This is a genomic window from Azospirillum aestuarii (assembly GCF_016632405.1).
Taxonomy (GTDB): Bacteria; Pseudomonadota; Alphaproteobacteria; order Azospirillales; family Azospirillaceae; genus Azospirillum; species Azospirillum aestuarii.
Genome location: NZ_JAEPIV010000002.1, coordinates 254,111 through 278,860, shown reverse-complemented (window position 1 = coordinate 278,860; position 24,750 = coordinate 254,111). Strand labels below are relative to the sequence as shown.

Below are 24,750 nucleotides of genomic sequence, written 5' to 3'. Positions count from 1 at the left end.
CTACTCCCCACCCGCCTTGCGCGCCAGGAATCCCCGCGCCGGGTTGTAGCCGTAGACCGCCCCGCCCAGGAACACCGCCAGCGCCAGCACCGTCCAGCCCAGCGCCGGCAGGTTCACGTCCAGATACAGCGCGAAGCGGATCAGCTCGACCGCCTGGCTGAAGGGGTTGACGGTGCACAGGACGTACAGCAGTTCGCCCGCCTCCTGCATCTTCCACAGGGGATAGAGCGCGGTGGACAGGAAGAAGGTCGGGAAGATGACGAAGTTCATCACGCCCGCGAAATTCTCCAGCTGGCGGATGGCCGAGGACAGCAGCATCCCCAGCGCCCCCAGCATCAGCCCGCTGACCACCAGCGCCGGCAGCACCGTCACATAGCCGAGCGGCGGCGCCTGCACCCCGTAGACCCAGGCGACGGCGAGGAAAGCATAGACCTGGAGGATCGACACCGCCGTCCCGGCCAGCAGCTTCGCCGTCAGCAGGAACCAGCGGGGCAGGGGGCTGACCAGAAGCATCCGCATGCTGCCCATCTCGCGGTCGTAGACCATCGACAGCGAACTCTGCATTCCGTTGAACAGCTGGACCATCCCGGCAAGGCCGGGGACGATGTAGACCTCGTAGGGAATGTAGGTCTCGTAGGGCGGGGTGATGGCGATTCCCAGCGCCGCGCGGAAGCCCGCCGCGAAGACGAACAGCCAGAGCAGCGGACGAACCAGGGCCGACAGGAAGCGCTCCCGCTGGTGGACAAAGCGCAGCACCTCGCGCCCGACGATCCCGCCGAGCGCGCGCGCGTAATGGGCGGGGGCATTATGGACAAAAGCCGTCACGCCGCCTCCTTCGCGGTCAGCCGGGTGAAGCTCTCGGTCAGCGTGTCCGCCCCGGTCGCGCGGTTCACCTCCGCCACCGGCCCGGCGGCGCGGACCCGACCGCGGTGGATCACCACGACGCGGTCGCCCTCGCCGATCTCGTCGATCAGATGGGTGGCCCAGAGCACGGCGATGCCGCGCTCCCGGCACAGCGCGTGGACATGCTCGACGATGGCGCGCCGCGCCGGGACGTCCAGCCCGACGGTTGGCTCGTCCAGCACCAGCAGGGCCGGCTCGTGCAGCAGGGCGCGGGCCAGCTCCACCCGGCGACGGTGCCCGCCGTTCAGCGCCCGTACCGTCTCGCCGATGCGCTCCGCCATACCGAGCCGCTCCAGCGACACCCGCGCGCGGGCCTCGGCGGTGCGGCGGGGGATGCCGTGCAGGGCCGCGAAGTAGAGCAGGTTCTGCCGCACCGTCAGGTCGAGGTCGAGCGTCGGCTGCTGGAACACCACCCCCATGCGGCCCAGCGCCTTGGCCGGCTCCCGCCGCAGATCGACTCCGCCGATGCGGATGGTGCCGCCCGGCGATTCGAACAGGCGGGTGACCAGCGCGAACAGCGTCGTCTTGCCCGCCCCGTTGGGGCCGAGCAGGGCGGTGAAGCACCCCGCCCCGACCGCCAGCGACACGTCCTTCAGCGCGAAGGCCCCGCGCCCGTAGGCGTAGCTCAGCCCTTCGACCGACAGCGCCGGTTCCGCCATGCCCTTACCCTTTCAACAGCTTAGCCCTTCACCGCGACGCCCCAGGGGTAGCGCCCGGTCTTGATGGACTTCACCACCTTCAGGCTCTCCACGTCGATCACCGACACGTCGCCCGACACGCCGTTGGTGGCGTAGAGCCGCTTCTGGTCGGGCGACAGGTCGAGTTGCCAGACACGGCGGCCGACCAGCAGATACTCCTTCACCGCGAAGGTCTGGGCGTCCACCACCGCGACATGGTTGGCCGGGCCGAGCGCCACGAAGGCATAGCGCCCGTCGTCGGTCAGCTTGACGCCCACCGGCTGGATGCGGTCCTGGGGCACGCCCTTGATCTTGAAGCGGATGGTCTGCGCCACCTTGCGGCTGGCCGTGTCGATCACCGACAGGGTGCCGCCGATCTCCGCCGACACCCACAGGCGGCTGCCGTCCTTGCTGAACTGGGCGTAGCGCGGGCGGGCGTCCACCAGCGTATGGTCCACGACGGAGCGCTTCTCCGTGTCGATCCAATGGACCATGTTCGTCGTCTCCGACGTGTTCACCGCCCATTTGCCGTCGGGGCTGACCGCCATGCCCTCCGGCTCCACACCGACGTCCACCTGATAGGCGACCTTGCGGCTGGGCACGTCCACCACCGTGACGACGTTGCTTTCCTCGTTGGCGATGAAGAGCTGCTTGCCGTCCGGGTGCAGGGCGAACAGCTCCGGGTCCTCGCCCGAGGGCAGGTCGTGCAGGATCTTCCTCGTCGCGAGGTCCATCACCTGCACCGTGTCGTCGTCGCTGGCGCAGATGTAGAGGTGCTTGCCGTCCGCGCTCAGCGTGATGCCGCGGGGGCGCCGTCCGACTTTCACCGTCTCCGTCACCGTCAGGGTCGCGCCGTCGATGATGGACAGGGTGTTGTCCTTCTCGTTCGAGACATAGACGGTCTCCGCCAGGGCGGGGACAGCGCAGCCGATCAGCAGCGCGGCGAGGAGAAGGGAGCGGGCGGTGGTCATCGGGGCGGTGTCCTTTTGGCGGAAATGATTGAGAAGAATCAGCGTCGGCCCATCAACGTCGGCAGCCGGTTTCGGGCTGGTCGTGGCCCAGCGTGTCGAGTTCGGTCTTCGGGTGCAGGAAGCCGTCCTGCGGCGAGACGGACACCAGCGAGCGGTCGGCGGCCAGAAGCACCGGCTGGCGGAGCTGCCCGTCCCAGCTGCGGAAGGACAGCGGCACGCCCTTGAAGGCGGCCAAAGTGAAGTCCGGCCCGCGGATGTAGGTGGCCAGCGCCGCGGGATCGGTGGAGCGGGTGCGGGTCGCCGCCTCGCCCACCGCGCGGATGGCGGCCCAGACCGCGTGGTCGCGGGGCGACATGATGCGCTGGGCGGCGGCCTTGAAGCGGGACTGGAGCTGCGCCGCCCCCCAGGCCTCGTGGGCGCGGTGCCAGTTGGTGGGGACGAGGCCCTGCGTTCCGGCGACCGGGCGCGGCTCCCAGGTGCGGTACAGCACATAGTCGCCGAAGTCGCCGATCTCGTCGGCGACGATCACCACGTCGTGGCGCTTGCCCTGGGTGAAGACCGGCATTTCGGCCTGGGCGGTGCGGCGGGCGTCGTGGTCCTCGCTCCAGGTCTTCTCCTCGACCACCTCGGCGCCGAAGCGCTTGGCCGCCCGCTTCACCGCGGCGGCGTAGAGCCGGTCCTCGGGCCGGGTGCCGACGATCAGCTGCCATTTCGTCCAGCGCTTCACCGCCAGATACTGGGCCAGCGCGTCGGCCAGCATGGCGCGGTCGGGTGCTGTGTGCAGCAGGTTGGGCGCGCACAGCGCGTTGCGCAGGCTGTCGTCGGTCGAGCCGGCGTTGAACAGCAGCAGGTCCGCCGCCTCCGGCAGGCGGGCCAGAGCGCCGGGCGCTTCGCCGGGCAGGTCCAGCACGACGATGCGGTGCCCGGCGGCGGCGAGGTCGCGCAGCGCCTGCGCCGGGTCGCCGTCGATGGGGACGGTCACCGCCTCCAGCGCGAACCGCTGCTTGAGGAAGCGGCCCGTGCTGTTGTTGTCCGCCACGGCGAGGGTGGCGCCGGCCAATCCGTCGTCGGCGGGTGGTTCGTCCAGGTTGGACAGGGCAGGGGGATGCTCGACCTCCTGCGTCAGGTAGGCGATGCGGACGGTGGAGTTGTCCGCGGGCGCCGCCTCCTGCGAAAAGGCGGCCGGCGAGGCGCAAAGCCCGCCGGCCAGCAAGGCGATCTGCATCAAGGAGGGTAACCAAAGGCTGAAACGCATCGCGGGTTTGCACTCGCCTGGTTTCGGGAGACCAGGGTATCCCCGCCGGGCGGCGTCCCGGAATGCAACTTTGGTACGATTGCGCGGTCGGAAAATTGCGGTTCGGTCCGATCCCGACCGACTCCACGCACGGTTGCTACCAAAGTCCAATTATTGGCGGCACGGACCGCCCGCTATGCTCCGGGGCAACGGACAACGCTCCCTTCGCATCTTCTCTGAATGAGGACGCCCCTTATGAACGCACGGCTTCTCCGGCTTGCGATGGCCGGTTTCCTGACCGGCGCGGCCGCCGTCGCCTCCACGGTTGTCCCCACGGCGGCCTTCGCCCATGGCGACGTGACCCCCCAGGCGGTGGACACCACCGGCCTCGACAAGCTGGGCGAGGACTGGCGCGACGCGAATCCCTACCGCGGCAACCCGCGGGCGATCGAGATCGGGTCCTCCGCCTTCAACCAGAACTGCGCGCGCTGCCACGGGCTGGGCGCGGTGTCGGGCGGCATCGCCCCGGACCTGCGCTTTCTGGACAAGGGCGACATCGGCGACGAGTGGTTCAAGGAGCGGGTGATCAACGGTTCGATCCGCAACGGGGTCACCTACATGCCGCGCTTCGGCGAGGCGCTGGGCCAGGAGGCGCTGTGGGCCATCCGCTCGTGGCTGGAGACGGTGCACGAGGAATGACGGCGCTTCCGACGCGGCGCCACCTGCTGTCCTTCGCCGCCGCCGCGCTGGCCGCCGGGGTCCTCCCCCGGCGCGCCGGCGCGCGCCCGTTGGACGATGTGGTGGCCGCCGGGCGGCTGATGGTCGCGGTCTATCGCGACAACCCGCCCTTCTCCTACCGCAAGGGCGGCGCCCTGGTCGGTGTGGACGTGGACATTGCCCGCGCCATCGCCGGGCGGCTGGGCGTCGGCGTCGAGTTCATGGAGCTGACCGCCGGTGAGGCCGTGTCGGACGACCTGCGCAACGCGGTGTGGCGCGGCCCGGTCGTCGGGGGCGGCGTGGCCGACGTGATGATGCATGTGCCCTATCAGAAGGAGTTCGGGCTGCGCAACCCGGAGGCCGTGCTGTTCGGCCCCTACCAGCGGGAGGGCTTCGCGCTGGCCCGCAACCCGATGCGCATGACCCAGCCGATGCTGGCTTCCCTGCCCGACGAGCCGGTGGGGGTGGAGATCGACAGCATCCCCGACTTCTACCTGCTGGGGGCCTTCGGCGGACGCCTGCGCGAGCGGCTGGTCCATTACATGACGATTCCTGAAGCGGTCGAGGCTCTGGTCAAGGGTGACGTCGCCGCCGTCGTCGCGACGCAGAGCCAAGTGGAAGCGGCGCTGGGCGACCGCGCCGCCGGCTTCCCGATCACCCCGGTGACCTTCCCCGGGATGATGGCGTCGAGCTGGGACATCGGCATGGCTGTGAAGGAGAACTCCCGCGATCTCGCCTACGCGGTGGGCGACGCCGTGACCGCGATGCTGGAGGACGGGACGCTGCCGGCGATCTTCCGCAGGCATGGGGTGACGCACAACGCGATTCCGGTGGAGTGACGGTGCTTGCCCCCCTCCCAACCTCCCCCCGCTTCGCAGGGGGAGGGGCTTGATTCCCTCCCCTGCGAAGCGGGGGGAGGTTGGGAGGGGGGCAAGCACCCACACAGAAGCAACGACGCAAGGGAGGGGGAAACCGCCATGAACCGCCATCTCGCCGCCGCGGCGCTCCTGGCCGCGCTCTCCAATCCGGCTTATGCCGGCCCGCCGGACCCCGCCGACCCGCTGGCCTCCGTCATGTGGGACGTGCTCCGGCCGGAGCTGTTCGGAACGGCCCCCGTGCAATTCGACGATCGGGTGACCGTCACCGCCCCCGACAACGCCGAGAACGCCGCCGCCGTCCCGGTGATGGCCGACGCCACGGCGCTGGGCACGGTGGAGGAGATGGTGCTGTTCGCCGACCTCAACCCCTTCCCGGTCATCCTGCGCTTCCAGCCGCTGGCGGCGAAGCCGGTGATCGCCACGCGCTTCAAGGTGCAGCAGGCGACACCGCTGCGCGCCGCCGCCCGCACGCCGGACGGCGTCTGGCACATCGGCGGCAAGCTGCTCGACGCGGCGGGCGGCGGCTGCACCGCGCCGCCGGCCACCTACGCCGCCGCCGACTGGGCCGACCATGTGGGCGAGGTGCAAGGCCGCGCCTGGGCGCCGAGCGGAGAGGACAAGGCGACGCGCGTGCGCTTCCTTGTCCGCCACCCGATGGACACCGGTCTGGTCGCCGGCATCCCCGCCTACTTCATCGAGGCGCTGACTCTGCGCGACGCCGACGGGCGGGCGCTGGCCCGGCTCCAGACGGCGGAGCCGCTGTCCGAGAACCCCGTCTTCACGTTGGAGGTGCAGCCCGCAGCGGGCGCGCGCAGCCTGACGCTCGACGGGCGCGACAACCAGGGCGGCGAGGTCAAGGCGGCCATCCCGCTGCCCTGGGTGCAGGGAGCGCTGCCATGAGATTCATCCTCTGCCTGTTTCTGCTTCTGTCCGCCGCGCCCGGCTGGGCCGCCGGCCCGCTGACTTACAATCTGAAGCCCGTCGCCATCGCGCCTGACACCTGGGTCTTCGAGGGCACGCGGGAGCATTTCACCCGCAGCAACGGGGGCAACATCCTGAACCCCGGCTTCATCGTGACCGACGACGGGGTGATCGTGATCCAGACCGGCCCGTCGCGCCGCTTCGGCGAGGAGATGCGCGCGGCCATCGCCACGGTCACCGACAAGCCGATCCGCAAGGTCTTCGTCAGCAACCTGCATCCCGACTATTGGCTGGGCAACCGCGCCTTCGCCGACGTGCCCATCGCCGCGCTGCCCGGCACCATCGAGGGCATCAAGGCCGAGGGTCTGGGGATGACCGAGAACATGTACCGCCTCGTCGGCGACTGGATGCGCGGCACCGAGCCGCTGGTCCCGACCGAGACGGTCTACGGCTCCACCGTCGTCTTCGGCGCGCACCGGCTGCGGCTGATTCCGCTGGAGGGCCACACCGCCGCCGACCTCGCCATCCTGGACGAGACGACGGGCGTGCTGTTCGCCGGCGGAGTCGTCTTCTCCGACCGGACGCCGACGACGCCCCACGCCGACATCGGCCAATGGCTGGCGGCGCTGGATGCCCTGGACGCGCTGGACGTGACGGTTCTGGTGCCGAACCACGGGCGCATCCGCTCCGACAAGGCGGCCATCGCCCAGACCCGCGACTGGCTGAGCTGGCTGGACCGTACGCTGCGCGAGCGGGCGGAGGCCGGGGCCGACATGGCCGAGCTGCTCGACGCGCCGATTCCCGAGCGCTTCGCCGGGATGGGCGTGCTGCGCGAGGAGTACCGGCGCTCCGTCTCCCACCTCTGGCCGCGGATCGAGACGGCCGTTCTGCCGCGGGTGAATTGAAGCCGTTCGTAATGAAACGGTTTCCGGCGTCCAGCAGAACGCTCCGCCCTCCTACTATTTGCCAATGGACCCCAATCGGGGCGCCGGTAAACTGCTTTACTGTCAGAAGGATAGGGGCTTCGCGATGCCGCGTCGCCCCTGCGTCGAACCCCTGATTGTTCCGAAAAGAAGCCGAGAACGGGCGGACGAAGCAGACGGATTCCGCCAATTCGTCTGCGCATGATCATTTGTCTACGCATGATCTCTGCCCGCGCCTCCGGCTGTCCATTCCCCTGGGAGGTATCCGCACCATGAAGCGTCTCTTCCGCACCTGTCTTCTTGCGAGCGCCATGGCCGCCGGCCTAGGCCTGAGCGGCCCCGCTTTGGCCGCCGATGGGCCAAACAACGACGACCTGCTGAACGACGCCACGTCGACGGGCGACGTCCTGACCTACGGCATGGGCCATCAGGCGCAGCGCTTCAGCCCGCTCGACAAGCTGAACCCGGACACGGTCAAGGGGCTGGTGCCGGTGTGGTCCTTCTCCTTCGGCGGCGAGAAGCAGCGCGGGCAGGAGTCGCAGCCGATCATCCATGACGGCACGATCTACGTGACCGGCTCCTACTCCCGCCTCTACGCGGTGGACGTGAAGACCGGGCAGAAGAAGTGGCAGTACGACCACCGTCTGCCCGAAGGCATCATGCCCTGCTGCGACGTCGTGAACCGCGGTGCCGCGCTCTACAAGGACAAGATCTACTTCGCGACGCTCGACGCCCGTCTGGTTGCGCTCAACAAGGACACCGGCAAGGTCGTCTGGTCGAAGAAGATCGAGGACTACAAGGCCGGCTATTCGGCGACCGCCGCCCCGCTGATCGTCGACGGCAAGGTCATCACCGGCAATTCCGGCGGCGAGTTCGGCATCATCGGCATGGTCGAGGCGCGCGACGCCGAGACGGGCGAGCTGGTCTGGCAGCGCCCGACCATCGAGGGCAACATGGGCACCCTCAACGGCAAGGAATCGACGATGACCGGCGTGATGAACGCCAGCTGGTCGGGCGATCTCTACAAGACCGGCGGCGGCGCCACCTGGCTGGGCGGCACCTACGACCCCGAGACCAAGACGCTGTTCTTCGGCACCGGCAACCCGGCGCCCTGGAACTCGCACCTGCGTCCGGGCGACAACCTCTACACCTCCTCGACCCTGGCCATCGACCCGGCCAACGGCGACATCAAGTGGCACTATCAGACCACGCCGCACGACGGCTGGGACTTCGACGGTGTGAACGAGCTGGTGTCCTTCGACCTGAAGAAGGACGGCCAGACCATCAAGGCCGGCGCCAAGGCCGACCGCAACGGCTTCTTCTACGTGCTGGACCGCACCAACGGGAAGCTGCTCAGCGCCTCGCCCTTCGTCACCAAGATCACCTGGGCCAAGGAGATCGACGTGAAGACCGGGCGGCCGGTCTACAACGACGACAACCGTCCGGGCACCCCGGTCGGTGCGGAGAAGGGCAAGTCGGTCTTCGCCGCACCGGCCTTCCTCGGCGCCAAGAACTGGATGCCCATGGCCTACAGCCCGGCGACGGAGCTGTTCTACGTCCCGGCCAACGAATGGGGCATGGACATCTGGAACGAGCCGATCACCTACAAGAAGGGTGCCGCCTATCTGGGCGCCGGCTTCACCATCAAGCCGCTGTATGACGACTACATCGGCGCGCTGCGCGCCATCGACCCGAAGACCGGCAAGATCGTCTGGGAATACAAGAACCCGGCGCCGCTGTGGGGCGGCGTGCTGACCACCGGCGGCAACCTCGTCTTCACCGGCACGCCGGAGGGCTATCTGAAGGCGTTCGACGCCAAGACCGGCAAGGAAGCCTGGAAGTTCAACACCGGCTCCGGCGTCGTCGGCTCCCCGGTCACCTGGGAACAGGACGGCGAGCAGTATGTGGCCGTGGTCTCCGGCTGGGGCGGGGCGGTGCCGCTGTGGGGCGGCGACGTCGCCAAGCTGGTCAAGGACATCAACCAGGGCGGCTCCCTCTGGGTCTTCAAGCTGCCGAAGGCCTGACGAGCCTCCTGGTGCCGTGACCGGAGCAGGAAAGGGCGGTCCGAAGGGTTCGGGCCGTCTTTTCTTGCGAATCGCTTGCAACGGGATTTGGAGCGGGATTTGAAACGGAATTGCCTACGATCGGCTGAATTGGGGAATACCCGTTCCAGTCCTTGCGCATTCTTGAACGGTCCGGCATGATCGCCATCGGAAACGCCCCGAAACGATGAGCGTGGAAACCACGCCATGAGCCGAATTCTGATTGCGGACGATCATCCGCTGGTGCGCGACGCCCTGCGCAGCGCCGTCCTCTATTCCTGCCAGGCGCAGGAGATTCACGAGGCCGGTTGCCTGGACGAAACCATCTCCATTCTCGACTCCATGCATAGCGGCAAGGGGGAGCCGGACCTCGTCCTGCTCGACCTCAACATGCCGGGCATGAACGGGCTGACCGGGCTGATCGCCCTGCGCCGCCGCTTCCCGGCCATCCCCGTCGCCGTCGTCTCGGCGCACGAGGACCGCAAGGTGATGCTGGAGGCGGTGCGCTGCGGCGCCGCCGGCTTCATCCCCAAATCGACGCCGCGGGACGCCATCGCCGGCGCGCTGCGCCAGATCCTGGCCGGGGAGGTCTATCTGCCCGCCTCGGTCGAGGAGGGGGCCGCGGCGGAGGACGAGGAAACGGCGGAGATCGCCCGCCGCCTGTCCACCCTGACCGCACAGCAGCTCCGCGTGCTGGAGATGCTGGGCACCGGCAAGCTGAACAAGGAAATCGCCTATGAGCTGAGCATCACGGAAACCACCGTGAAGGCCCATGTCTCGGCGATCCTGCAAAAGCTGAAGGTCTACAGCCGCACCCAGGCCGTGGTCTTCGCCAATCGCCTGCAACTGGAAAAGGCCCGCTTCGGCATCTGACCGGGCGGGCCTTTTTCCGTTCAGCGGTTCCGCATCCGCCGCGCGTCCGCGGCGGCGCGCGCCGCCTCCTGTCCCGGATCGCCCCGCCCGAAGCCGAGCGGCACCGGGCCGTCGAGCCATCCGAAGCCGTCCAGCGCGTGGCCGTCGAACTCCGTCCAATCCGACCAATCCTTGTCCTTGCTGCGCCGCTTCGCCTCCGCCTTGCGCACGGCGCGCCGGGCCTCCAGGCCAGGGTCGCGCCGCCCGAGCTGCTCGTCGCGCGTCGTCCGTTCGATGATGACGATGGAGGACCCGGTGACCGGATCGCCGATGATCGCCAGATCGCGCGACCGGTCGGCGTGGTTGGGGCCATGGGCGCCGGATTGCAAAATCACGATCTCCCCGGCGCGCGCCGCGCCGGACGGGAGCGCCAGGCCGGCGCCCAGCAGGAACAGGGGCAGGAACAGGGTGCGCATCGTCGTCTCCGCCGGTTTCGTCGCAGCGGGACAGACTGCGCCCGGCGGACGGCGGCGGGTGTGAGCCGCTTCACAGTTTCGGCGAAAGAGTCAGGCCAGCAGCCGGAAAGCCGGATCGGGCCGGGCCAGCAGGTCCGCCCGCACGCGCTCGACCAGCGCGTCGTCGCGCAAGGCGCGCGGCGTTTCCAGCGGCACCTCCGCCGCCACCCGCGTCGGGCAGGGGGCCATGACCAGGATGCGGTCGGCCAGTTGGATCGCCTCGCGCAGATTGTGGGTGACGAACAGCACCGTGGCCGGGGACCGCTCCAGCATCGTCGCGAGGAGGGCGCGCATCCGCTGCGCCGTCGGCTCGTCCAGCGAGACGAAGGGCTCGTCCATCAGCAGCAGGCCGGGTTCCACTGCGAAGGCGCGGGCCAGTGCCACCCGCCGCGCCATGCCGCCGGACAGCCGGGCCGGGTATTCGTCGGCCACCGCCTCCAGCCCCATGGCGGCCAGCCAGCGTTCCGCCGTGCCGTCGCTCCGCCGCGCCTTGGGCAGCACCAGCGCCACATTCTGCCGCACCGTGCGCCAGGGCAGCAGGCGGGGCGTCTGGAACACGCAGCCGAGCACCGGCTCAGGCCCGCCGAAGTCGAGCGTTCCATCGAAATCACGGTCCAGCCCGGCGGCGATGGCCAGCGCGGTCGTTTTGCCGCAGCCGGACGGGCCGACCAGCGCCAGGAACTCGCCAGGCGCGGCCGTCAGCGACAGGCCGCGGATGACCTCCCGCCCGGCGAAGCGCTTGGAGCGGATCTCAAGCCTCAGCGCGCACCGGCCGCCAGCGGGTGAGCCGCTGCTCGACGGGTTGCAGGACGCAGAGCTCGAGAAGTTGGACGACGGCCACGAAGGCGACGGTGTACGCAAGAATGCCGGCCACATCGAACATCTGGAAGTAGAGGTGGATCTGGAATCCCACCCCGTCGCTGCGGCCCAGAAGCTCAACCACCAGCACGATCTTCCAGATCAGCGCAAGGCCGGACCGCGCCGCCGCGGCGAAGTAGGGGGTGAGTTGGGGCAGCAGCACATGGCGCAGCACGTCGGACCGCGCCATGCGGAAGGTCCGCGCCATCTCGACATACTGCTCGTCGATGGCGCGCGTTCCTTCGCGCAGAACGACCACGACGTTGGGGATCTTGTTGACGGCGACCGCGCCGACGGCCGCCGCCTCGGTCAGGCCGAACCAGACATAGGCGAGCACGATCACGACCAGCGCCGGGATGTTCAAGAACACGGTCAGCCACAGCCCGAACAGCCGGTCCGCCGTGGCCGAGCGGCCCAGCAGGATGCCCAGCGCCGACCCGATGGACATGGCAATGACGAAGGCCGCGGCCATCCGCGCCAGCGTGATCCCCAGGTGATGGAACAGCGCGCCGTCCGCCGCCTCCTGGATGAGGACGGACAGCACGGCGGCGGGGCCGGGCAGGCTGCGGCTGGCCGCCAGCTCGGCGGCGGCGGCCCACAGCCCGACCAGCAGAGCCAGCGACAGGACCGGGGCCAGCCGCCGCCACCGCATCAGAAGCGGACCCCCGGCCAGAAGGTGCCGTCCGGCAGGGCCATCGCGTTGCCCACCAGCTCCCGCCCGCCAAGCTTGGCCATCAGACCGTAGAGTTTGGCCGCGGCCTCCCGCTCCTCCTCCGTCCAGCGGTCGGGGATGCCGGCGCGGAACTGGTCGCGCAGCGCCACCCAGGTGGCCTCGTCCTCCGCCTTCATCAGCGGGCGCAGCCGGTCCCATTCCGCGTCGGATCGGGCCATGATCGCCTTGGCCTTGCGCGAGGCGGCGACGAAGGCGTCGAGCGCCGCCGGGTTGGCCTTGGCCCAGCCCTCATGGAAGACGAAGCCGACCGCCGGCACGCTGGCCGACAGGCCGAGATCCCGCATCATCCCGTCCACCCCGATGACCGTCCGCATTCCCGCCGCCTGGAGCCGGGCGGCGTAGGGCCAGAAATTCAGCACCGCGTCCAGCTCCCCCGTTGTGGCCTTCTGGTTGAGCAGGGGCGGGGCGGCGAAGACCGGCGTCGCCGCGGCGTCGAGGTCGAGCGCGTAGCGGTCGCGGGCCAGCGCCTTCAGCAGCAGCCAGCTCTTGTCGATGGGGGTTCCGGCGACGCCGATGCGCTTGCCCTTCAGGTCGGCGACGGAGGCGATGGGCGAGGCCGCCGGCACCATCAGCGCGCCGACCGCCGCGGAATGCGGGATGAAGGTCAGGTCGGCCCCCGCCGCGCGCTGGCGGGCCACCCACAGCCAGTCGCTGGCGATCATGTCCACCGCGCCGCCCTGCAGGGCGATCTGGGCGGCTTGACCGCTCGCCAGCTCCATCAGCTTCAGCTCGAAGCCGGCGGCCTCGTCCAGCCGGTGGTGGCGGATGACGTCCAGCTCCCAACTGACCGTGCCGAACTTCAGCACCCCGATGGTCACCGCGGGCCGGTCCGCCGCATGCGCCACCGTGGCGACGCAGACCAGCGCCAGGAGCAGGATCAGCCGGACGAGGGACATCAGGCGCATGGCACCGCCCCTGCGTCAAAAATTGTATGTGTATGGAGGGTGGGCCGCGTCATGGTTGCGCGGCGGACCGGGCGGCGGATTGGCCACCGCCCGTGTCCCATCACACGGAGGTGTCGAGGATGGAAAAGATCCTCACTCTCCTGATCCTGCTGCTTCAGGAGATCAAGGATATCCTTGATCTCCTGAACCGCTAAGGATCGGGCTGGGAGGCAGGGGTGGCTAGACCCCTGTCTTCCTAGCCTGATGGTGATGCGTCCTGCGGTCGTTTGCAAGGCAGGCCTCTGCGGTGCGGTGGCGCAGCGGAACGCGGGAATCCCACGATGGCGAACGCTGAGCTTAGGCCCTGTCCGCCGGTTCCCGGTATTCGACTATCGGGCAACTTGACCCTGCCGGGCACGGGGGGATTTCGTGGATGCCGCAGAACAATCGGGGAGGGAACGTGGTGCGCGCAGGATGGCTGGGCGCCGCCGGGCTGGCGCTCTTGCTGGCCGGGCCGGCGGGAGGCGCCGCAGCGGATGCGGTTCCGGTGCCCGACGGCTACCGGATGACCGAATACCGGTCGCCGACCCCGGCGTCGCTGCCCGGGGCGGAGACGGTGAACACGGCGCAGGCCCGCGCGCTGGTGGAGTCGGGTGCCGCTCTTCCCATCAATGTGATGAAGCTGGACCGCAGCACGCTGCCCGGCGGCCCCTGGCTGGTGCCGAAGCCCTTTCCGCAGATCCCCGGCAGCGTCTGGCTTCCCAACGTCGGGCTTGGGACTCTGACGCCGGAGCTGGACGGTTATTTCCGGTCCAGCCTGGAGGGGCTGTCCGGCGGCGACCGCGGGCGCGGCCTGCTGTTCTACTGTCTGGCGGATTGCTGGATGTCGTGGAACGCGGGCAAGCGCGCCCTGGAGATGGGCTACCGCCGCGTCCTCTGGTACCGCGACGGGGCGGATGGCTGGGCCGAGGCGGGCCTGCCGACCGAGGAGGGAAAGCCGGTTCCGGTCGCCGTACCGTAACCGGCTTGCCGGCGTTTACTGCTTCAGCGACTTCAGGAAGGCGATCAGATAGTCCTGCTCCGCCGGGTCGGTGATGGCGACGTGCCGCATGCGGGTGCCGGGGACGAAATTGTCGTTGCCGGCGATCCAGTGGCGCAGGTTGTCTTCGGTCCAGGTGATGTTGGACGCCTTCAGCGCGTTCGAATAGTCGAAGCGCGGGATCGAGCCGGCCTTGCGCCCGACGACGTTGTAAAGGCTCGGGCCGAAGGCGTTCTTGCTGGAATCCAGCGAGTGGCAGGCCGCGCACTGATGGAAGATCTGCTTGCCGGCGGCCTCCTCGGCCGTCTTGGGCTGCGGTCCGCTTTCGGCGTTGGCCGTGCCGGCGACGAGCAGAAGGGCGGCGGCGATGACGAATCTGGAAACGGTCATGTGAGATGGCTCCCCAGCCAGAACTCCGCGGCGCCGGTCGCGGCGGCGGTCGATGCCGCGCATTTTAGGTGGCTGGGGCGGGCCGCCGAATTGGACTTTGGAACAAGCCCGCAAACGCCGTGAGGTTTTGGGTGTGGAAAGGGCCGGTCGCCTCACGCCCCGTACTGCTCGTCGGTGACCTTTTCCATCCAATCGACGGCCTTGCCGTCAAGCTGCTCCTGGATGGCGATGTGGGTCATGAACATGGTCGGCGACGCGCCGTGCCAGTGCTTCTCGCCCGGTGGAAACCACACGACGTCGCCGGGGCGGATCTCCTCGATGGGGCCGCCGTCGCGCTGGACCCGGCCGACGCCGGCGGTAACGATCAGGGTTTGACCCAGAGGATGGGTGTGCCACGCCGTGCGGGCGCCGGGCTCGAAGGTGACGCTGGCCGCCGCCGTGCGGGCCGGGGCGTCGGCCTGAACGATGGGGTCGATGCGGACCGTGCCGGTGAACCAGTCGGCCGGTCCGGTGATGGACGGCTGCGTGCCGACCCGCGTGATTTTCATGATCGAATCCTCCGCTCGTTGCCCCAAATCCGGGGCCGTCCGTCAGAAACAGGCGGGGAGGGGAGATGTGGCCTTGCGGCGATCCGTGGAGCAGGCAGAGGGGAGGGGGTGGTGCGGGCGGTCGGACTCGAACCGACATATCCGTGAGGACGGCGGATTTTGAGTCCGCTGCGTCTACCAATTCCGCCACGCCCGCACGGTGCCTGCCGGACCCGGTGCTCGCGGCGACCGGTGCCCGCTATATAGAGGGGAAATGGCCCTGGAACAAAGTGTTTTGTGCGGAAGCGTCGGCGTGTCTGGCCTAAGCCTGTGGGGCGCGCTAATCTCACCCGCATGATGAACCGCCTCCCCATCGACGATCCGCGCTACACCGCCGGGCTGTTGGCCATCGCCAGCGCCGGCGTGCTGGCCGCCGCGCTGTTTTTCCAGTTCGCGCTGGGCTATCAGCCCTGCGTCCTGTGCCTGTGGCAGCGCGTGCCCTACGGCGCGGTGATGGCCTTCGGCATCGTCACCCTGCTGTTCCGCCAGTGGCGTGGGCTGGGCGACGCGCTGCTGGTGGCGAGCGGGCTGGCCCTGCTGGCCGGCGCGGGGATCGCCGCCTACCATGTCGGGGTGGAGCAGCATTGGTGGGCCGGCACCTCGGCCTGCGGCGCCGGCGGACGCGCGCCCCAGACCCTGGAGGAATTGCGCGCCCAGGTGCTCGCCGCGCCGGTCACCCGCTGCGACGAAGTCGCGTGGTCGCTGTTCGGGATTTCGATGGCGGGCTACAATGTCGTGATTTCGCTGGCGCTGTCCGCCTTCGCCTTCGCGGCGGCCCGTGCCGCCTACATCCGGACCTCGGTTTCCAGGACCTTCGCATGACCCCGCTCGACAGCACTGCCGCCGCCGCTTCCGCGCCGTCCACCGGCGAGTCGCCCACCCCGCGGCCCCGGCCGCGCGGGCGCCTGCCCGGCGACCCGACTCCGGAGCAGCGGCTGGCGCGGATCGTGCGCGTGGACCATGCCGGCGAGTATGGGGCCAAGCGCATCTACGAAGGCCAGCTGTCGGTCATGGGCCGGGGGCGGCACGCCAAGACGCTGCGCCACATGGCCGACCAGGAGCTGGAGCATCTCCAGTATTTCGAGAAGCAGCTCGTCGCCCGTCAGGTCCGCCCGACCGTGCTGCAGCCGCTGTGGCACGTGGCCGGTTTCCTGCTCGGCGCCGGGACCGCGGTGATGGGCGAGCGGGCGGCCATGGCCTGCACCGTCGCCGTCGAGCAGGTCATCGACGGCCATTACGAGGCGCAGTTGAAGCACCTCGGCCCGGAGGAGGAGGAGCTGAAGACCTCCATCCTCAAATTCCAGGCGGAGGAGGTTGAGCACCGCGACATTGGCCTGCTCAACGGCGCGGAGCAGGCCCCGGCCTATCCGGTGCTGTCCGCCGCCATCAAGGCCGGCACCAAGGCGGTCATCTGGGTGGCAGAGCGGGTGTGACGGGCGCGGGTGTGACGGGCGCGGGTGTGACCGGTGGCCGGCGGAGCGGACTCAGTTGGCCTGACCGTCCGCTCCGGTCTTTGCCGAAGTGGGGGCCGGGCTGGGCGCCGGGGCGGGCGGTGTGCCGTGGATCTCGTCCTCGCTCCGCCCGCAGCCTTCGCAATAGCCATCCTCGCCGATGATGCAGATGCCCACGCAGGGATTCTCGTCGTCCATACCCAAATCTTCCCCGGTCCAGCCTTCCCGATCGCGGCGTTTCTACATCGGATCGAGTTCGGTGTCCCAATAAAGAAAATCCCGCCAACTTTCGTGAAGGAAGTTTGGCGGGAATGCACGTCCGTTCTCTTGAAGCTGGTAGGCGCTCGGCTGGAACGGGGGACTGAGGGGGATCATGCCGCAACTGTGCGGAAGCCAGTTTCCCTTCGCCAGATTGCAGGCGGAGCAGGAGGTGACGACGTTGTCCCAGGTGGTGCGCCCGCCGCGCGACCGTGGGATGACATGGTCGAAAGTCAGTTCCTGCGTGGGGAAGTGGTGGCCGCAATACTGGCAGGTGAAGCGGTCGCGCAGGAAGACGTTGAATCGGGTGAAGGCCGGCCGCCGCGTCGCCGGGATGAACTCCTTCAACGAAATGACGCTCGGCAGCTTGATCTCGAACGTGGGGGATCGGACGACGCGGTCATATTCGGAGATGATGTTCACCCGGTCCAGAAAGACGGCCTTGACCGCCTCCTGCCAGGACCAGAGCGACAGAGGGAAGTAGCTGAGCGGCCGGAAGTCGGCGTTCAGCACCAGGGTCGGACAGTGATCGGGTGGTGGAGCCAATGGCCACTCCCTTATCTGAGACGTGTCTGGAACCTTTCTGGTGTTCCGCTCCCCCTTGCGGGATGACACGCCGCCGGGTGACCGGAACACCAGATACATAGTTGATTTGTGCTTCGAACTCAATATGTCGCGCCGCACTGCGTCATTTCTTCACGATCCTGTAACCCTTTCGATGGGCGGGGTTCCGGCGTTTCCGGGCGGCCGACGGGATGCCTGTGACATTTGGTTGTGGTGCCTTGATCATGCATTTTCCTACGCTGTGGTTACTGTGCGTTAACCATGCTCTGAGATGGTGACGGCGCCTTCCGGGGGACGCTTTCAAAGGGAACATCCATGAGCGCCACGATCATCGACCTTGCCGAGAAACGCGCCGAGCGCGAGGAGCGCGACCGCCAGCGCCGCATCGACGCCTTCGACCGCGAACTGCGCCGCCGCCTCGCCATGTATCTGGAAGGCGAGGACATCCCGGTCGAGCCGATCAAGGACAATCCCTACATCTGAGCCCTTTGCACCCCCGTCCGTAGCGCCCGCAGCCAATGCAGGCCGGGCGCGGTTGGGGTATAAGGCGGGAATGACCGACGTCGTCACCCGCTTCGCGCCGAGCCCGACCGGCCATCTCCACCTCGGGCACGCCCATTCCGCTCTGTTCGGCTGGACCGCCGCCCGCAAGGCCGGAGGGCGCTTCCTTCTGCGCATCGAGGACATCGACCCGCAGCGCTGCCGTCCGGAGTTCGACCGCGCCCTGTGCGAGGATCTGGCCTGGCTGGGCCTGACCTGGGAAGAACCGGTTCGGCGCCAGTCGGAACATCTGGACGATTACCGCGCCGCGCTGGCGCGGCTCGGCGGTCTGGGCACCGCCTATCCCTGCTTCTGCACCCGCAAGGACATCGCCGCCGAGATCGCCCGCGCCGGTCATGCGCCGCACGGGCCGGACGGTCCGCTCTATCCCGGCACCTGCCGCGGCCTGTCGGACCTGGAGCGGCGGGACCGCATCGCCGCGGGCGAGGCCTACGCCCTGCGGCTGAATGTGGAGAAGGCCATGGCGATGACCGGGCCGCTGCGCTGGCATGACCGACGGCGCGGCTGGCAGGACGCCACGCCGGGCATCCTTGGCGATGTCGTCCTGGCCCGCAAGGACGCGCCGACGAGCTACCATCTCGCGGTCACCGTGGACGATCACCTCCAGGGCGTGACCCTGGTGACCCGCGGGGAGGATCTGTTTTTCGCGACTCACGTGCATCGGTTGCTTCAGGAACTCCTCCGAGTCGGTCCTCCCGATTATGAACATCACCCTTTGCTGGTGAATGAGCGGGGCGAGCGTCTAGCCAAGCGCGACAACGCCAAGACCTTGCGATCTCTTCGGGAATTGGGGCAAACAGCGGCGGCGGTGCGCGCCTTGGCGGGCTTTCCGGAAGAGTTATGATCTACAACCAATTGTGTATTACAGTGGTGGGAAATCTATCCGTTTGAGGCTGGTCGCCTGGAATCTCCTTCCTCTTGCACGTATCTTTTGAATCTCGACTGATTGTTTGTCCTGCCCAATGGGTGGCGCCAAACGGTTGGCCGGCTTGCAATCCGAAGGGGGCAAGCGATGCGAGAGGAGGATGTGGCGGGGAGCGACCGTCGTCCCGCCGACCCCGCCGGGCTGCGGCGGGTCTTCGACACGATCGGCGTGGCGATTGCCCTGCTTGATCGGCAAGGGCGCATTGCCGATCTCAACGCGGCGATGCAGCGTGCCATCGGATGCCCGCAAGATCTGCTGATCGGGCAACCCATGGCCGGCGCGTTCGTCTGGGGCGGCCGGGAGGACGCGGCGGAGCGCTTCGCCCAGGCGATGGCCGCCGCGGGCCGTGGGCTGGCCCAGGAACTGGCCCTGACGGGCGACGGAAACTGGCTCGACATCGTGCTGACGCCGCTGCCGGCGGAGTCCGGCGGAGAGGCCGGGGGCGTCGTCATGACCGCGGTGGACGCCAGCCGCCGCATGGCCGTGGAGGCGCGGCTGCGCGGACAGGGCGAGTCCCTGCGCGCGGCGCAGGACGAGGTGGCGCGCGCCGCACAGGCCAAGGTGCGCTTCCTGGCCGCCGCCAGCCACGACCTGCGCCAGCCCGCCCAGTCGCTGACCCTGTTCGGCGCGGTTCTGGCGGAGCGGCTGGCCGGCCATCCGCAATTGCCGCTGGTCCAGACGATGAACCGCGCGGTCGAGGCGATGCGCGGCCTGCTCGACGCGCTGCTGGACGTGGCCCGGCTCGACTCAGGGATCGTGTCACCCGACATGGCGCCCTTCGCTTTGGCCGAGATGCTGGGGCGGCTGGAGGCCGATTACGGTCCGCGCGCGGCCGCCAAGGGGCTGAAGCTGCGGGTGCGCCCGCTCAAGGCGCAGATCCGCAGCGACGCCGCCCTGCTGGAACGGTTGCTGCGCAACCTGCTCGACAACGCGCTGCGCTACACGGCGGCGGGCGGCGTGCTTCTGGGGTGCCGGCGGCGCGGCATGATTTTGTGCATCGAGGTGGCGGACACGGGCGTCGGCATCCCCGCCGACAAGCTCGACGAGATTTTCGACGAGTTCGTCCAACTCGGCAACGCCGAACGCGATCGCAGCCGCGGCCTCGGCCTCGGGCTGGCGGTGGTGAAGCGGCTCTCACATCTGCTCGGCCTGCCGGTCCGCGTGCGGTCGCGTCCGGGGCGGGGCACATGCTTTACGGTGGAGGTTCCCTTGCACGCTTCCTGGAATCCCAACGGGACGGAACACGCGATGCCATCCCTGGACCGGCCCGGTGCCCTGGCCCTGATCATCGACGACGAGGAACTGATCCTGCAAAGCCTGCGGCTGGTGCTGGAGCAGTGGGGGTGGGATGTGCTGGCCGCCGCCTCGGCGGAGGAGGCGCTGCGCCAGCTCGACGGGGCGGAGCGGCTTCCCGACGTCATCATCGCCGATTACCGCCTGCGCTACGGACGGACGGGGGTGGACGCCATCCGTGACATCCACGCCTTCGTCGGGGAACTCATCCCCGCGATCCTGCTGACCGGCGACACCAGCCCCGACCGCATCCGCGAGGCGAGGCGCAGCGGTTTCACCCTGCTGCACAAGCCGGTCACCCTGTCCGAGCTGTCGTCCCACCTGGAGGAGGCGCGGGCGCGGGCGGCTGCGGAGTGACCGTCGGGAGTGTCTGTTGAAACCGCGGCGGCCCTTACCGCCGCAGTCCCTTCACGATCTCCAGATAGTCCGGCTCCTCCGGTGTCAGCCAGCCGTGACGGACGAGGAAGTCGATGACGACGAGGTTCACGTTGAACTTCCAGTCCTTCGTCGCGCGCACCGATTCCGCGACGCGGTCCAGTGGCCACAGCTCGAACCGCTCGACCTCGCCGTCGGTGTTCCGTGGGACGAAATCCGCGTCGAGTTCGAGGTCGTAGAGGAACAGCGTGTCCTGCTTCAGCCCGGCCTCCGTCTCCATGCGGTAGGTGACGGCGCCGACGGGAACCGCCCGGGACGCCAGGGCGGCGTCGATTCCCGCCTCCTCCTGCGCTTCCTTGACGAGGTTCTCGGCCAGCGTCAGGCCGATGGGCTGACCGCCGGCGATCAGGTTGTCCAGCTTGCCCGGAGCGACCTCGCGGTCGCTGGCGCGGCGGCCGATCCACAGCGACAGGCCGCCGTCCGGCTGGCGGACGAAGCCGTTGACGTGCAGCCCATAGGCGGAGGTGCCGAACTGCGCCACCACCGCACGGTCGATGCGCATCAGCGGTTCCGCCCCCCAGGCCGGCATGACCGGGTAGAACTCGCCGCGCAGGGCGGAAACCGCCCCCGTCTCGACGAGGAACCGGGCGGCGTGCGCCAGCACCGAGGATCGCGTCTCGAAGTCCCGGACCTCCGGCGCCAGCGTCACCCGGTCGGCGGTGACGACGAAGCCCGGATCGACGCCGGGAAGCTGCTCGGCCAGCGCGTGGCGGACCCAGCCGAGGCGATGGCCTTCCAGCTCGAACGGACGGAAGCCGGAGAGGTCGTGCGCGTTGCACGCGCGGATGTGGTCGAGATAGCTCATGCGACTCCGTGTAGCCCCAGCGCCCCCCGACGTGCAACCGTTCTTCCGCGAGACGATTCCCAGCCGGCCGGAGGCGAAGCCAGCCGGTTGCAAAGGACGTTCTTGCGGCGTACACACACGGCCTATCGGACTCGGGGGAACAGGGCGATGCCGGCGGCGTTCGGGGATTTTTCGGTTCTTGTGATCGAGGACGAGAGCTTCACCCGCATGGTGCTGGCGAAGATGCTGGGCACGCTGGGTTTCCGCTCCGTCCATCAGGCCGCCGACGGTGAGGCCGGGCTGGCCGCCGTGCAGGCGCACGACCCCGATCTGGTCGTTTGCGACGTGGAGATGCAGCCGATGGACGGGCTGGGGTTCCTGAAGGCGCTGCGGGCCAGCCCCGACGCCCGCCACCGCGCGCTGCCGGTGGTCTTCATGACGAACCGCGCCGACCAGAGCCGCATGGACGAGGCTGCGGCCTTCGGCGCCGACACCTTCATCGTCAAGCCGGCCACGCCGGAGTCGCTGAAGGGGACGCTGGGCGCCAAGCTCGGCTGAGGACGCGGGACGGCAAGGGCGGCCCCGCCGGTCACACTTTTTCCCCAACCTGTGGCAGGACTGCAAAAACGCGGCCAAGTGCTTGATTTCAGCCGCCTTCCGGAATCCCTGACGATTGTGCGCCGCAATGGCAAAGGCGGCTCACCCAAATTCTGCCTTGTTGATCTGCTGTGATGAGGCTCACCATCCTTCTTTGGAAGGTGTGGACCACGCCCGTCGCCCATGCGTTAATATCCTGAGGCAAGGCGGCGGCGATGGGCGCGGAAGCGGGTTGTTAAGGAATATCCGTCACGCTTGCTGTTAACCGTAGCGCCTTAGTTGGTTAAGGCGCGTGGATGCACTGGAGGTCGATGGGTGATCGGCAAGGTCCAGCGAGTCCCCGACGAACGGCATCCGGGCCGCGCTCCGGAAGCCGCTTGCAAGTCTCAGCCCTGCCGACCTTCGTTTTTCTTGCCGCCCGTTCCGCCGGTGCTTGCACCTCGGCCATTCCGGACAACCCGGCCGCGTGGTCTATTACAAATGACCGGTGTGTCCGGCCGCCTCTCTTTTCAGACTATCAAGGCTTTCCTCCTGGAAAGCTCTAGGTCGAGCATTACATTCAGTTTTGAAGCATTCGAGTTTAGCACTCCAAAGGGGGCGCTTCATTTGAACCGCAACTGGATAAAAGGTCTGGCTTTCGACGGTGAGCGGGGGTGCTGCGGGACCGTTGTGTCCGTGACACCCCAGAGTTCGCACCTGCGGCAGGTGCCGCCCCCGCCGCCCGGGTCCCCCGGCGGCAGCCCCGACGCATCGGACTAAGAGACACGGAGAGCGGAATGTTCCCGGCCGACGAACTGTTCACGCGCTACACACAGTCCTACGAGGGGCGCCGTGAGATCGAGATGAGCCTCACGGAATACCTCCAGGAATGCCGCGACGACCCGATGATGTATGCCTCCGCACCGGAGCGCATCCTCGCCGCCATCGGCGAACCGGAAATCGTCGACACCGCCAAGGACCCGCGCCTTGGCCGCATCTTCATGAACCGGACGATCAAGATCTATCCGGCCTTCGCCGACTTCTACGGCATGGAGGAGACGATCGAGCGGATCGTCGGCTTCTTCCGCCACGCCGCGCAAGGGTTGGAGGAGCGCAAGCAGATCCTCTACCTGCTGGGCCCCGTGGGCGGCGGCAAGTCGTCGCTGGCGGAGCGGCTGAAGTCGCTGATGGAGAAATGCCCGGTCTATGTGTTGAAGGCCGGCAAGGAGATCAGCCCGGTCTTCGAAAGCCCGCTCGGCCTGTTCAACCCGGACGAGATGGGCGACCTGCTGGAGGACCGCTACGGCATCCCGCGCCGCCGCCTGACCGGCCTGATGAGCCCGTGGGCGGTGAAGCGGCTGGACGAGTTCGGCGGCGACATCTCCCGCTTCCGCGTCGTCAAGCTGCATCCCAGCAAGCTGCGCCAGATCTGCGTCACCAAGACGGAGCCGGGCGACGAGAACAACCAGGACATCTCCTCGCTGGTCGGCAAGGTCGACATCCGCAAGCTGGAGGTCTACAGCCAGAACGATCCCGATGCCTACAGCTTCTCCGGCGGCCTGAACCGGGCCAGCCAGGGCCTGCTCGAATTCGTCGAGATGTTCAAGGCCCCCATCAAGATGCTCCACCCGCTGTTGACGGCGACCCAGGAGGGCAATTACGTCGGCTCGGAGAACATCGGCGCCATCCCGTTCCAGGGCATCATCCTCGCCCACTCGAACGAGGCGGAGTGGCAGTCCTTCAAGAACAACAAGAACAACGAAGCCTTCATCGACCGCATCTGCGTCATCAAGGTCCCCTACTGCCTGCGCGTGCAGGAAGAGCAGCGGATCTACGACAAGCTGGTCAAGGGCTCCGACCTCGCGACCGCGCCCTGCGCGCCGTCGACGCTGGAGATGCTGGCGAAGTTCTCGGTGCTGTCGCGCATGCGCGACCATCCGAACTCCAGCCTCTACTCCAAGATGCGCGTCTATGACGGCGAGAGCATGAAGGAGACCGATCCCAAGGCCAAGTCCATGCAGGAATACCGCGACCAGGCGGGCGTGGACGAGGGCATGGACGGCATCTCCACCCGCTTCGCCTTCAAGGTTCTGGCCGCGACCTTCAACTACGACTCCAACGAGATCTCGGCCGATCCCGTCCACCTGATGTACATCCTGGAGCAGTCGATCAAGCGGGAGCAGTTCCCCGACGACACCGAGAAGAAGTACATCGAGTTCATCAAGGCCGAGATGGCGCCGCGCTACGCGGAGTTCATCGGCAACGAGATCCAGAAGGCGTATCTGGAATCCTACAGCGACTATGGGCAGAACCTGTTCGACCGCTATGTGGATTACGCCGACGCCTGGATCGAGGACCAGGACTTCAAGGACCCGGACACCGGCCAGCTGATGAACCGCGAGCTTCTGAACCAGGAGCTGACCAAGATCGAGAAGCCCGCCGGGATCGCCAACCCGAAGGACTTCCGCAACGAGGTCGTCAAGTTCGCGCTGCGCGCACGGGCGGCGAACTCCGGGCGCAACCCCTCCTGGACGTCCTACGAGAAAATCCGTGAGGTGATCGAGAAACGCATGTTCTCCCAGGTGGAGGATCTGCTTCCGGTCATCAGCTTCGGGTCCAAGAAGGACGGCGAGACCGAGAAGAAGCACAACGAGTTCGTGTCGCGCATGATGTCGCGCGGCTACACCGAGCGGCAGGTCCGCCGGTTGGTCGAGTGGTACATGCGCGTGAAGCAGGCCGGCTGACGGCCCGCTTCGCCACACGAGCGTGAACGGGTAGG

Annotated in this window: 27 protein-coding genes and 1 tRNA gene; 14 read left to right on the top strand and 14 right to left on the bottom strand. The window is 68.2% G+C overall.

Features of this window, described 5'->3' with window-relative positions; translation table 11 throughout:
- The 4 genes from JJL56_RS05965 to JJL56_RS05950 are packed head-to-tail and all read right to left on the bottom strand — an operon-like array spanning position 1 to position 3,776.
- Complete coding sequence (locus JJL56_RS05965; RefSeq protein ID WP_200484540.1) at positions 1–825, bottom strand: ABC transporter permease; 825 nt, start codon at positions 823–825, stop codon at positions 1–3.
- Entirely contained in the window at positions 822–1,562 is a 741-nt protein-coding gene (locus JJL56_RS05960) for an ABC transporter ATP-binding protein (protein ID WP_200484538.1), read from the bottom strand. Before JJL56_RS05960 ends, JJL56_RS05965 begins: the two co-directional genes overlap by 4 nt.
- A 20-nt stretch (positions 1,563–1,582) precedes the next feature.
- A complete protein-coding gene (locus JJL56_RS05955; RefSeq protein WP_200484536.1) occupies positions 1,583–2,551 on the bottom strand; it encodes a YVTN family beta-propeller repeat protein in 969 nt (322 codons plus the stop codon).
- Positions 2,552–2,603: 52 nt separating this feature from the next.
- Positions 2,604–3,776: an ABC transporter substrate-binding protein gene (locus tag JJL56_RS05950; protein ID WP_200484534.1), complete on the bottom strand. Its 1,173-nt coding sequence runs from the start codon at positions 3,774–3,776 to the stop codon at positions 2,604–2,606.
- Positions 3,777–4,040: 264 nt separating this feature from the next.
- Here JJL56_RS05950 and pedF point away from each other — a divergent pair, with 264 nt between their 5' ends.
- From pedF to JJL56_RS05920, 6 genes are all read left to right on the top strand, one after another.
- Positions 4,041–4,484, top strand: a complete 444-nt coding sequence (gene pedF / locus JJL56_RS05945; RefSeq protein ID WP_145622731.1) for a cytochrome c-550 PedF — start codon at positions 4,041–4,043, stop codon at positions 4,482–4,484.
- Positions 4,481–5,341, top strand: a complete 861-nt coding sequence (locus tag JJL56_RS05940; protein WP_200484532.1) for a transporter substrate-binding domain-containing protein — start codon at positions 4,481–4,483, stop codon at positions 5,339–5,341. The genes pedF and JJL56_RS05940 overlap by 4 nt, the downstream gene beginning before the upstream one ends.
- 138 nt (positions 5,342–5,479) lie before the next feature.
- Positions 5,480–6,280, top strand: coding sequence for a quinoprotein dehydrogenase-associated SoxYZ-like carrier (locus JJL56_RS05935; RefSeq protein ID WP_145622727.1), 801 nt, complete (start codon positions 5,480–5,482; stop codon positions 6,278–6,280).
- Positions 6,277–7,206: a quinoprotein relay system zinc metallohydrolase 1 gene (locus JJL56_RS05930; RefSeq protein ID WP_200484530.1), complete on the top strand. Its 930-nt coding sequence runs from the start codon at positions 6,277–6,279 to the stop codon at positions 7,204–7,206. The genes JJL56_RS05935 and JJL56_RS05930 overlap by 4 nt, the downstream gene beginning before the upstream one ends.
- 290 nt (positions 7,207–7,496) lie before the next feature.
- Positions 7,497–9,248 carry a methanol/ethanol family PQQ-dependent dehydrogenase gene (locus JJL56_RS05925; RefSeq protein WP_145622723.1) on the top strand — a complete coding sequence of 584 codons (1,752 nt, stop codon included), beginning with the start codon at positions 7,497–7,499 and terminating at the stop codon, positions 9,246–9,248.
- Positions 9,249–9,473: 225 nt separating this feature from the next.
- The gene (locus JJL56_RS05920; RefSeq protein WP_145622721.1) at positions 9,474–10,139 is read left to right on the top strand and encodes a response regulator; all 666 of its coding nucleotides are present in this window, start codon (positions 9,474–9,476) and stop codon (positions 10,137–10,139) included.
- Positions 10,140–10,159: 20 nt separating this feature from the next.
- Here JJL56_RS05920 and JJL56_RS05915 read toward each other — a convergent pair whose 3' ends face one another.
- The 4 genes from JJL56_RS05915 to JJL56_RS05900 form a co-directional block, all read right to left on the bottom strand.
- The gene (locus JJL56_RS05915) at positions 10,160–10,594 is read right to left on the bottom strand and encodes a hypothetical protein (protein ID WP_145622719.1); all 435 of its coding nucleotides are present in this window, start codon (positions 10,592–10,594) and stop codon (positions 10,160–10,162) included.
- Positions 10,595–10,684: 90 nt separating this feature from the next.
- A complete protein-coding gene (locus tag JJL56_RS05910; protein WP_145622716.1) occupies positions 10,685–11,494 on the bottom strand; it encodes an ABC transporter ATP-binding protein in 810 nt (269 codons plus the stop codon).
- Positions 11,385–12,143 (bottom strand): ABC transporter permease, encoded by a 759-nt coding sequence (locus JJL56_RS05905; protein ID WP_200484528.1) that lies wholly within the window; start codon positions 12,141–12,143, stop codon positions 11,385–11,387. Before JJL56_RS05905 ends, JJL56_RS05910 begins: the two co-directional genes overlap by 110 nt.
- Entirely contained in the window at positions 12,143–13,129 is a 987-nt protein-coding gene (locus tag JJL56_RS05900) for an ABC transporter substrate-binding protein (protein WP_200484527.1), read from the bottom strand. Before JJL56_RS05900 ends, JJL56_RS05905 begins: the two co-directional genes overlap by 1 nt.
- Positions 13,130–13,541: 412 nt before the next feature.
- Here JJL56_RS05900 and JJL56_RS05895 point away from each other — a divergent pair, with 412 nt between their 5' ends.
- Positions 13,542–14,129, top strand: a complete 588-nt coding sequence (locus JJL56_RS05895; RefSeq protein WP_145622712.1) for a rhodanese-like domain-containing protein — start codon at positions 13,542–13,544, stop codon at positions 14,127–14,129.
- Between the two features lie 15 nt (positions 14,130–14,144).
- Here JJL56_RS05895 and JJL56_RS05890 read toward each other — a convergent pair whose 3' ends face one another.
- The 3 genes from JJL56_RS05890 to JJL56_RS05880 all read right to left on the bottom strand — a co-directional run bounded on the left by JJL56_RS05890 (position 14,145) and on the right by JJL56_RS05880 (position 15,281).
- Positions 14,145–14,537 (bottom strand): c-type cytochrome, encoded by a 393-nt coding sequence (locus tag JJL56_RS05890; RefSeq protein WP_145622710.1) that lies wholly within the window; start codon positions 14,535–14,537, stop codon positions 14,145–14,147.
- 152 nt (positions 14,538–14,689) lie between these two features.
- Positions 14,690–15,085, bottom strand: coding sequence for a (R)-mandelonitrile lyase (locus tag JJL56_RS05885; protein WP_145622708.1), 396 nt, complete (start codon positions 15,083–15,085; stop codon positions 14,690–14,692).
- A gap of 109 nt (positions 15,086–15,194) precedes the next feature.
- Positions 15,195–15,281: transfer RNA gene (locus JJL56_RS05880), tRNA-Leu, on the bottom strand.
- A 137-nt stretch (positions 15,282–15,418) separates the two neighbouring features.
- Here JJL56_RS05880 and JJL56_RS05875 point away from each other — a divergent pair.
- Positions 15,419–15,946, top strand: coding sequence for a disulfide bond formation protein B (locus tag JJL56_RS05875; RefSeq protein WP_145622706.1), 528 nt, complete (start codon positions 15,419–15,421; stop codon positions 15,944–15,946).
- The gene (locus JJL56_RS05870; RefSeq protein WP_145622704.1) at positions 15,943–16,557 is read left to right on the top strand and encodes a demethoxyubiquinone hydroxylase family protein; all 615 of its coding nucleotides are present in this window, start codon (positions 15,943–15,945) and stop codon (positions 16,555–16,557) included. The genes JJL56_RS05875 and JJL56_RS05870 overlap by 4 nt, the downstream gene beginning before the upstream one ends.
- Before the next feature lie 51 nt (positions 16,558–16,608).
- On the opposite strand, the gene JJL56_RS05865 is transcribed toward JJL56_RS05870, so the two are convergent.
- Positions 16,609–16,773 (bottom strand): DUF1289 domain-containing protein, encoded by a 165-nt coding sequence (locus JJL56_RS05865; protein WP_145622701.1) that lies wholly within the window; start codon positions 16,771–16,773, stop codon positions 16,609–16,611.
- 42 nt (positions 16,774–16,815) lie between these two features.
- Positions 16,816–17,379: an HNH endonuclease gene (locus tag JJL56_RS05860; RefSeq protein WP_145622699.1), complete on the bottom strand. Its 564-nt coding sequence runs from the start codon at positions 17,377–17,379 to the stop codon at positions 16,816–16,818.
- 333 nt (positions 17,380–17,712) lie between these two features.
- Between JJL56_RS05860 and JJL56_RS05855 the strand changes: the two genes are divergently transcribed.
- The 3 genes from JJL56_RS05855 (at position 17,713) to JJL56_RS05845 (ending at position 20,533) form a co-directional block, all read left to right on the top strand.
- The gene (locus JJL56_RS05855) at positions 17,713–17,880 is read left to right on the top strand and encodes a hypothetical protein (protein ID WP_014241314.1); all 168 of its coding nucleotides are present in this window, start codon (positions 17,713–17,715) and stop codon (positions 17,878–17,880) included.
- A gap of 70 nt (positions 17,881–17,950) precedes the next feature.
- Positions 17,951–18,802 (top strand): tRNA glutamyl-Q(34) synthetase GluQRS, encoded by an 852-nt coding sequence (gene gluQRS, locus JJL56_RS05850; protein ID WP_200484525.1) that lies wholly within the window; start codon positions 17,951–17,953, stop codon positions 18,800–18,802.
- A gap of 168 nt (positions 18,803–18,970) precedes the next feature.
- Positions 18,971–20,533 (top strand): hybrid sensor histidine kinase/response regulator, encoded by a 1,563-nt coding sequence (locus JJL56_RS05845; RefSeq protein WP_200484523.1) that lies wholly within the window; start codon positions 18,971–18,973, stop codon positions 20,531–20,533.
- Positions 20,534–20,567: 34 nt separating this feature from the next.
- Here JJL56_RS05845 and JJL56_RS05840 read toward each other — a convergent pair whose 3' ends face one another.
- Positions 20,568–21,416 carry a DUF4743 domain-containing protein gene (locus tag JJL56_RS05840; RefSeq protein ID WP_145622692.1) on the bottom strand — a complete coding sequence of 283 codons (849 nt, stop codon included), beginning with the start codon at positions 21,414–21,416 and terminating at the stop codon, positions 20,568–20,570.
- A 147-nt stretch (positions 21,417–21,563) separates the two neighbouring features.
- Between JJL56_RS05840 and JJL56_RS05835 the strand changes: the two genes are divergently transcribed.
- Both JJL56_RS05835 and JJL56_RS05830 read left to right on the top strand, forming a co-directional pair.
- On the top strand, positions 21,564–21,953 hold the full coding sequence (locus JJL56_RS05835; protein WP_145622690.1) for a response regulator: 390 nt from the start codon (positions 21,564–21,566) through the stop codon (positions 21,951–21,953).
- 815 nt (positions 21,954–22,768) lie between these two features.
- Positions 22,769–24,715, top strand: coding sequence for a PrkA family serine protein kinase (locus JJL56_RS05830; RefSeq protein WP_145622688.1), 1,947 nt, complete (start codon positions 22,769–22,771; stop codon positions 24,713–24,715).
- Positions 24,716–24,750: the final 35 nt, after the last annotated feature.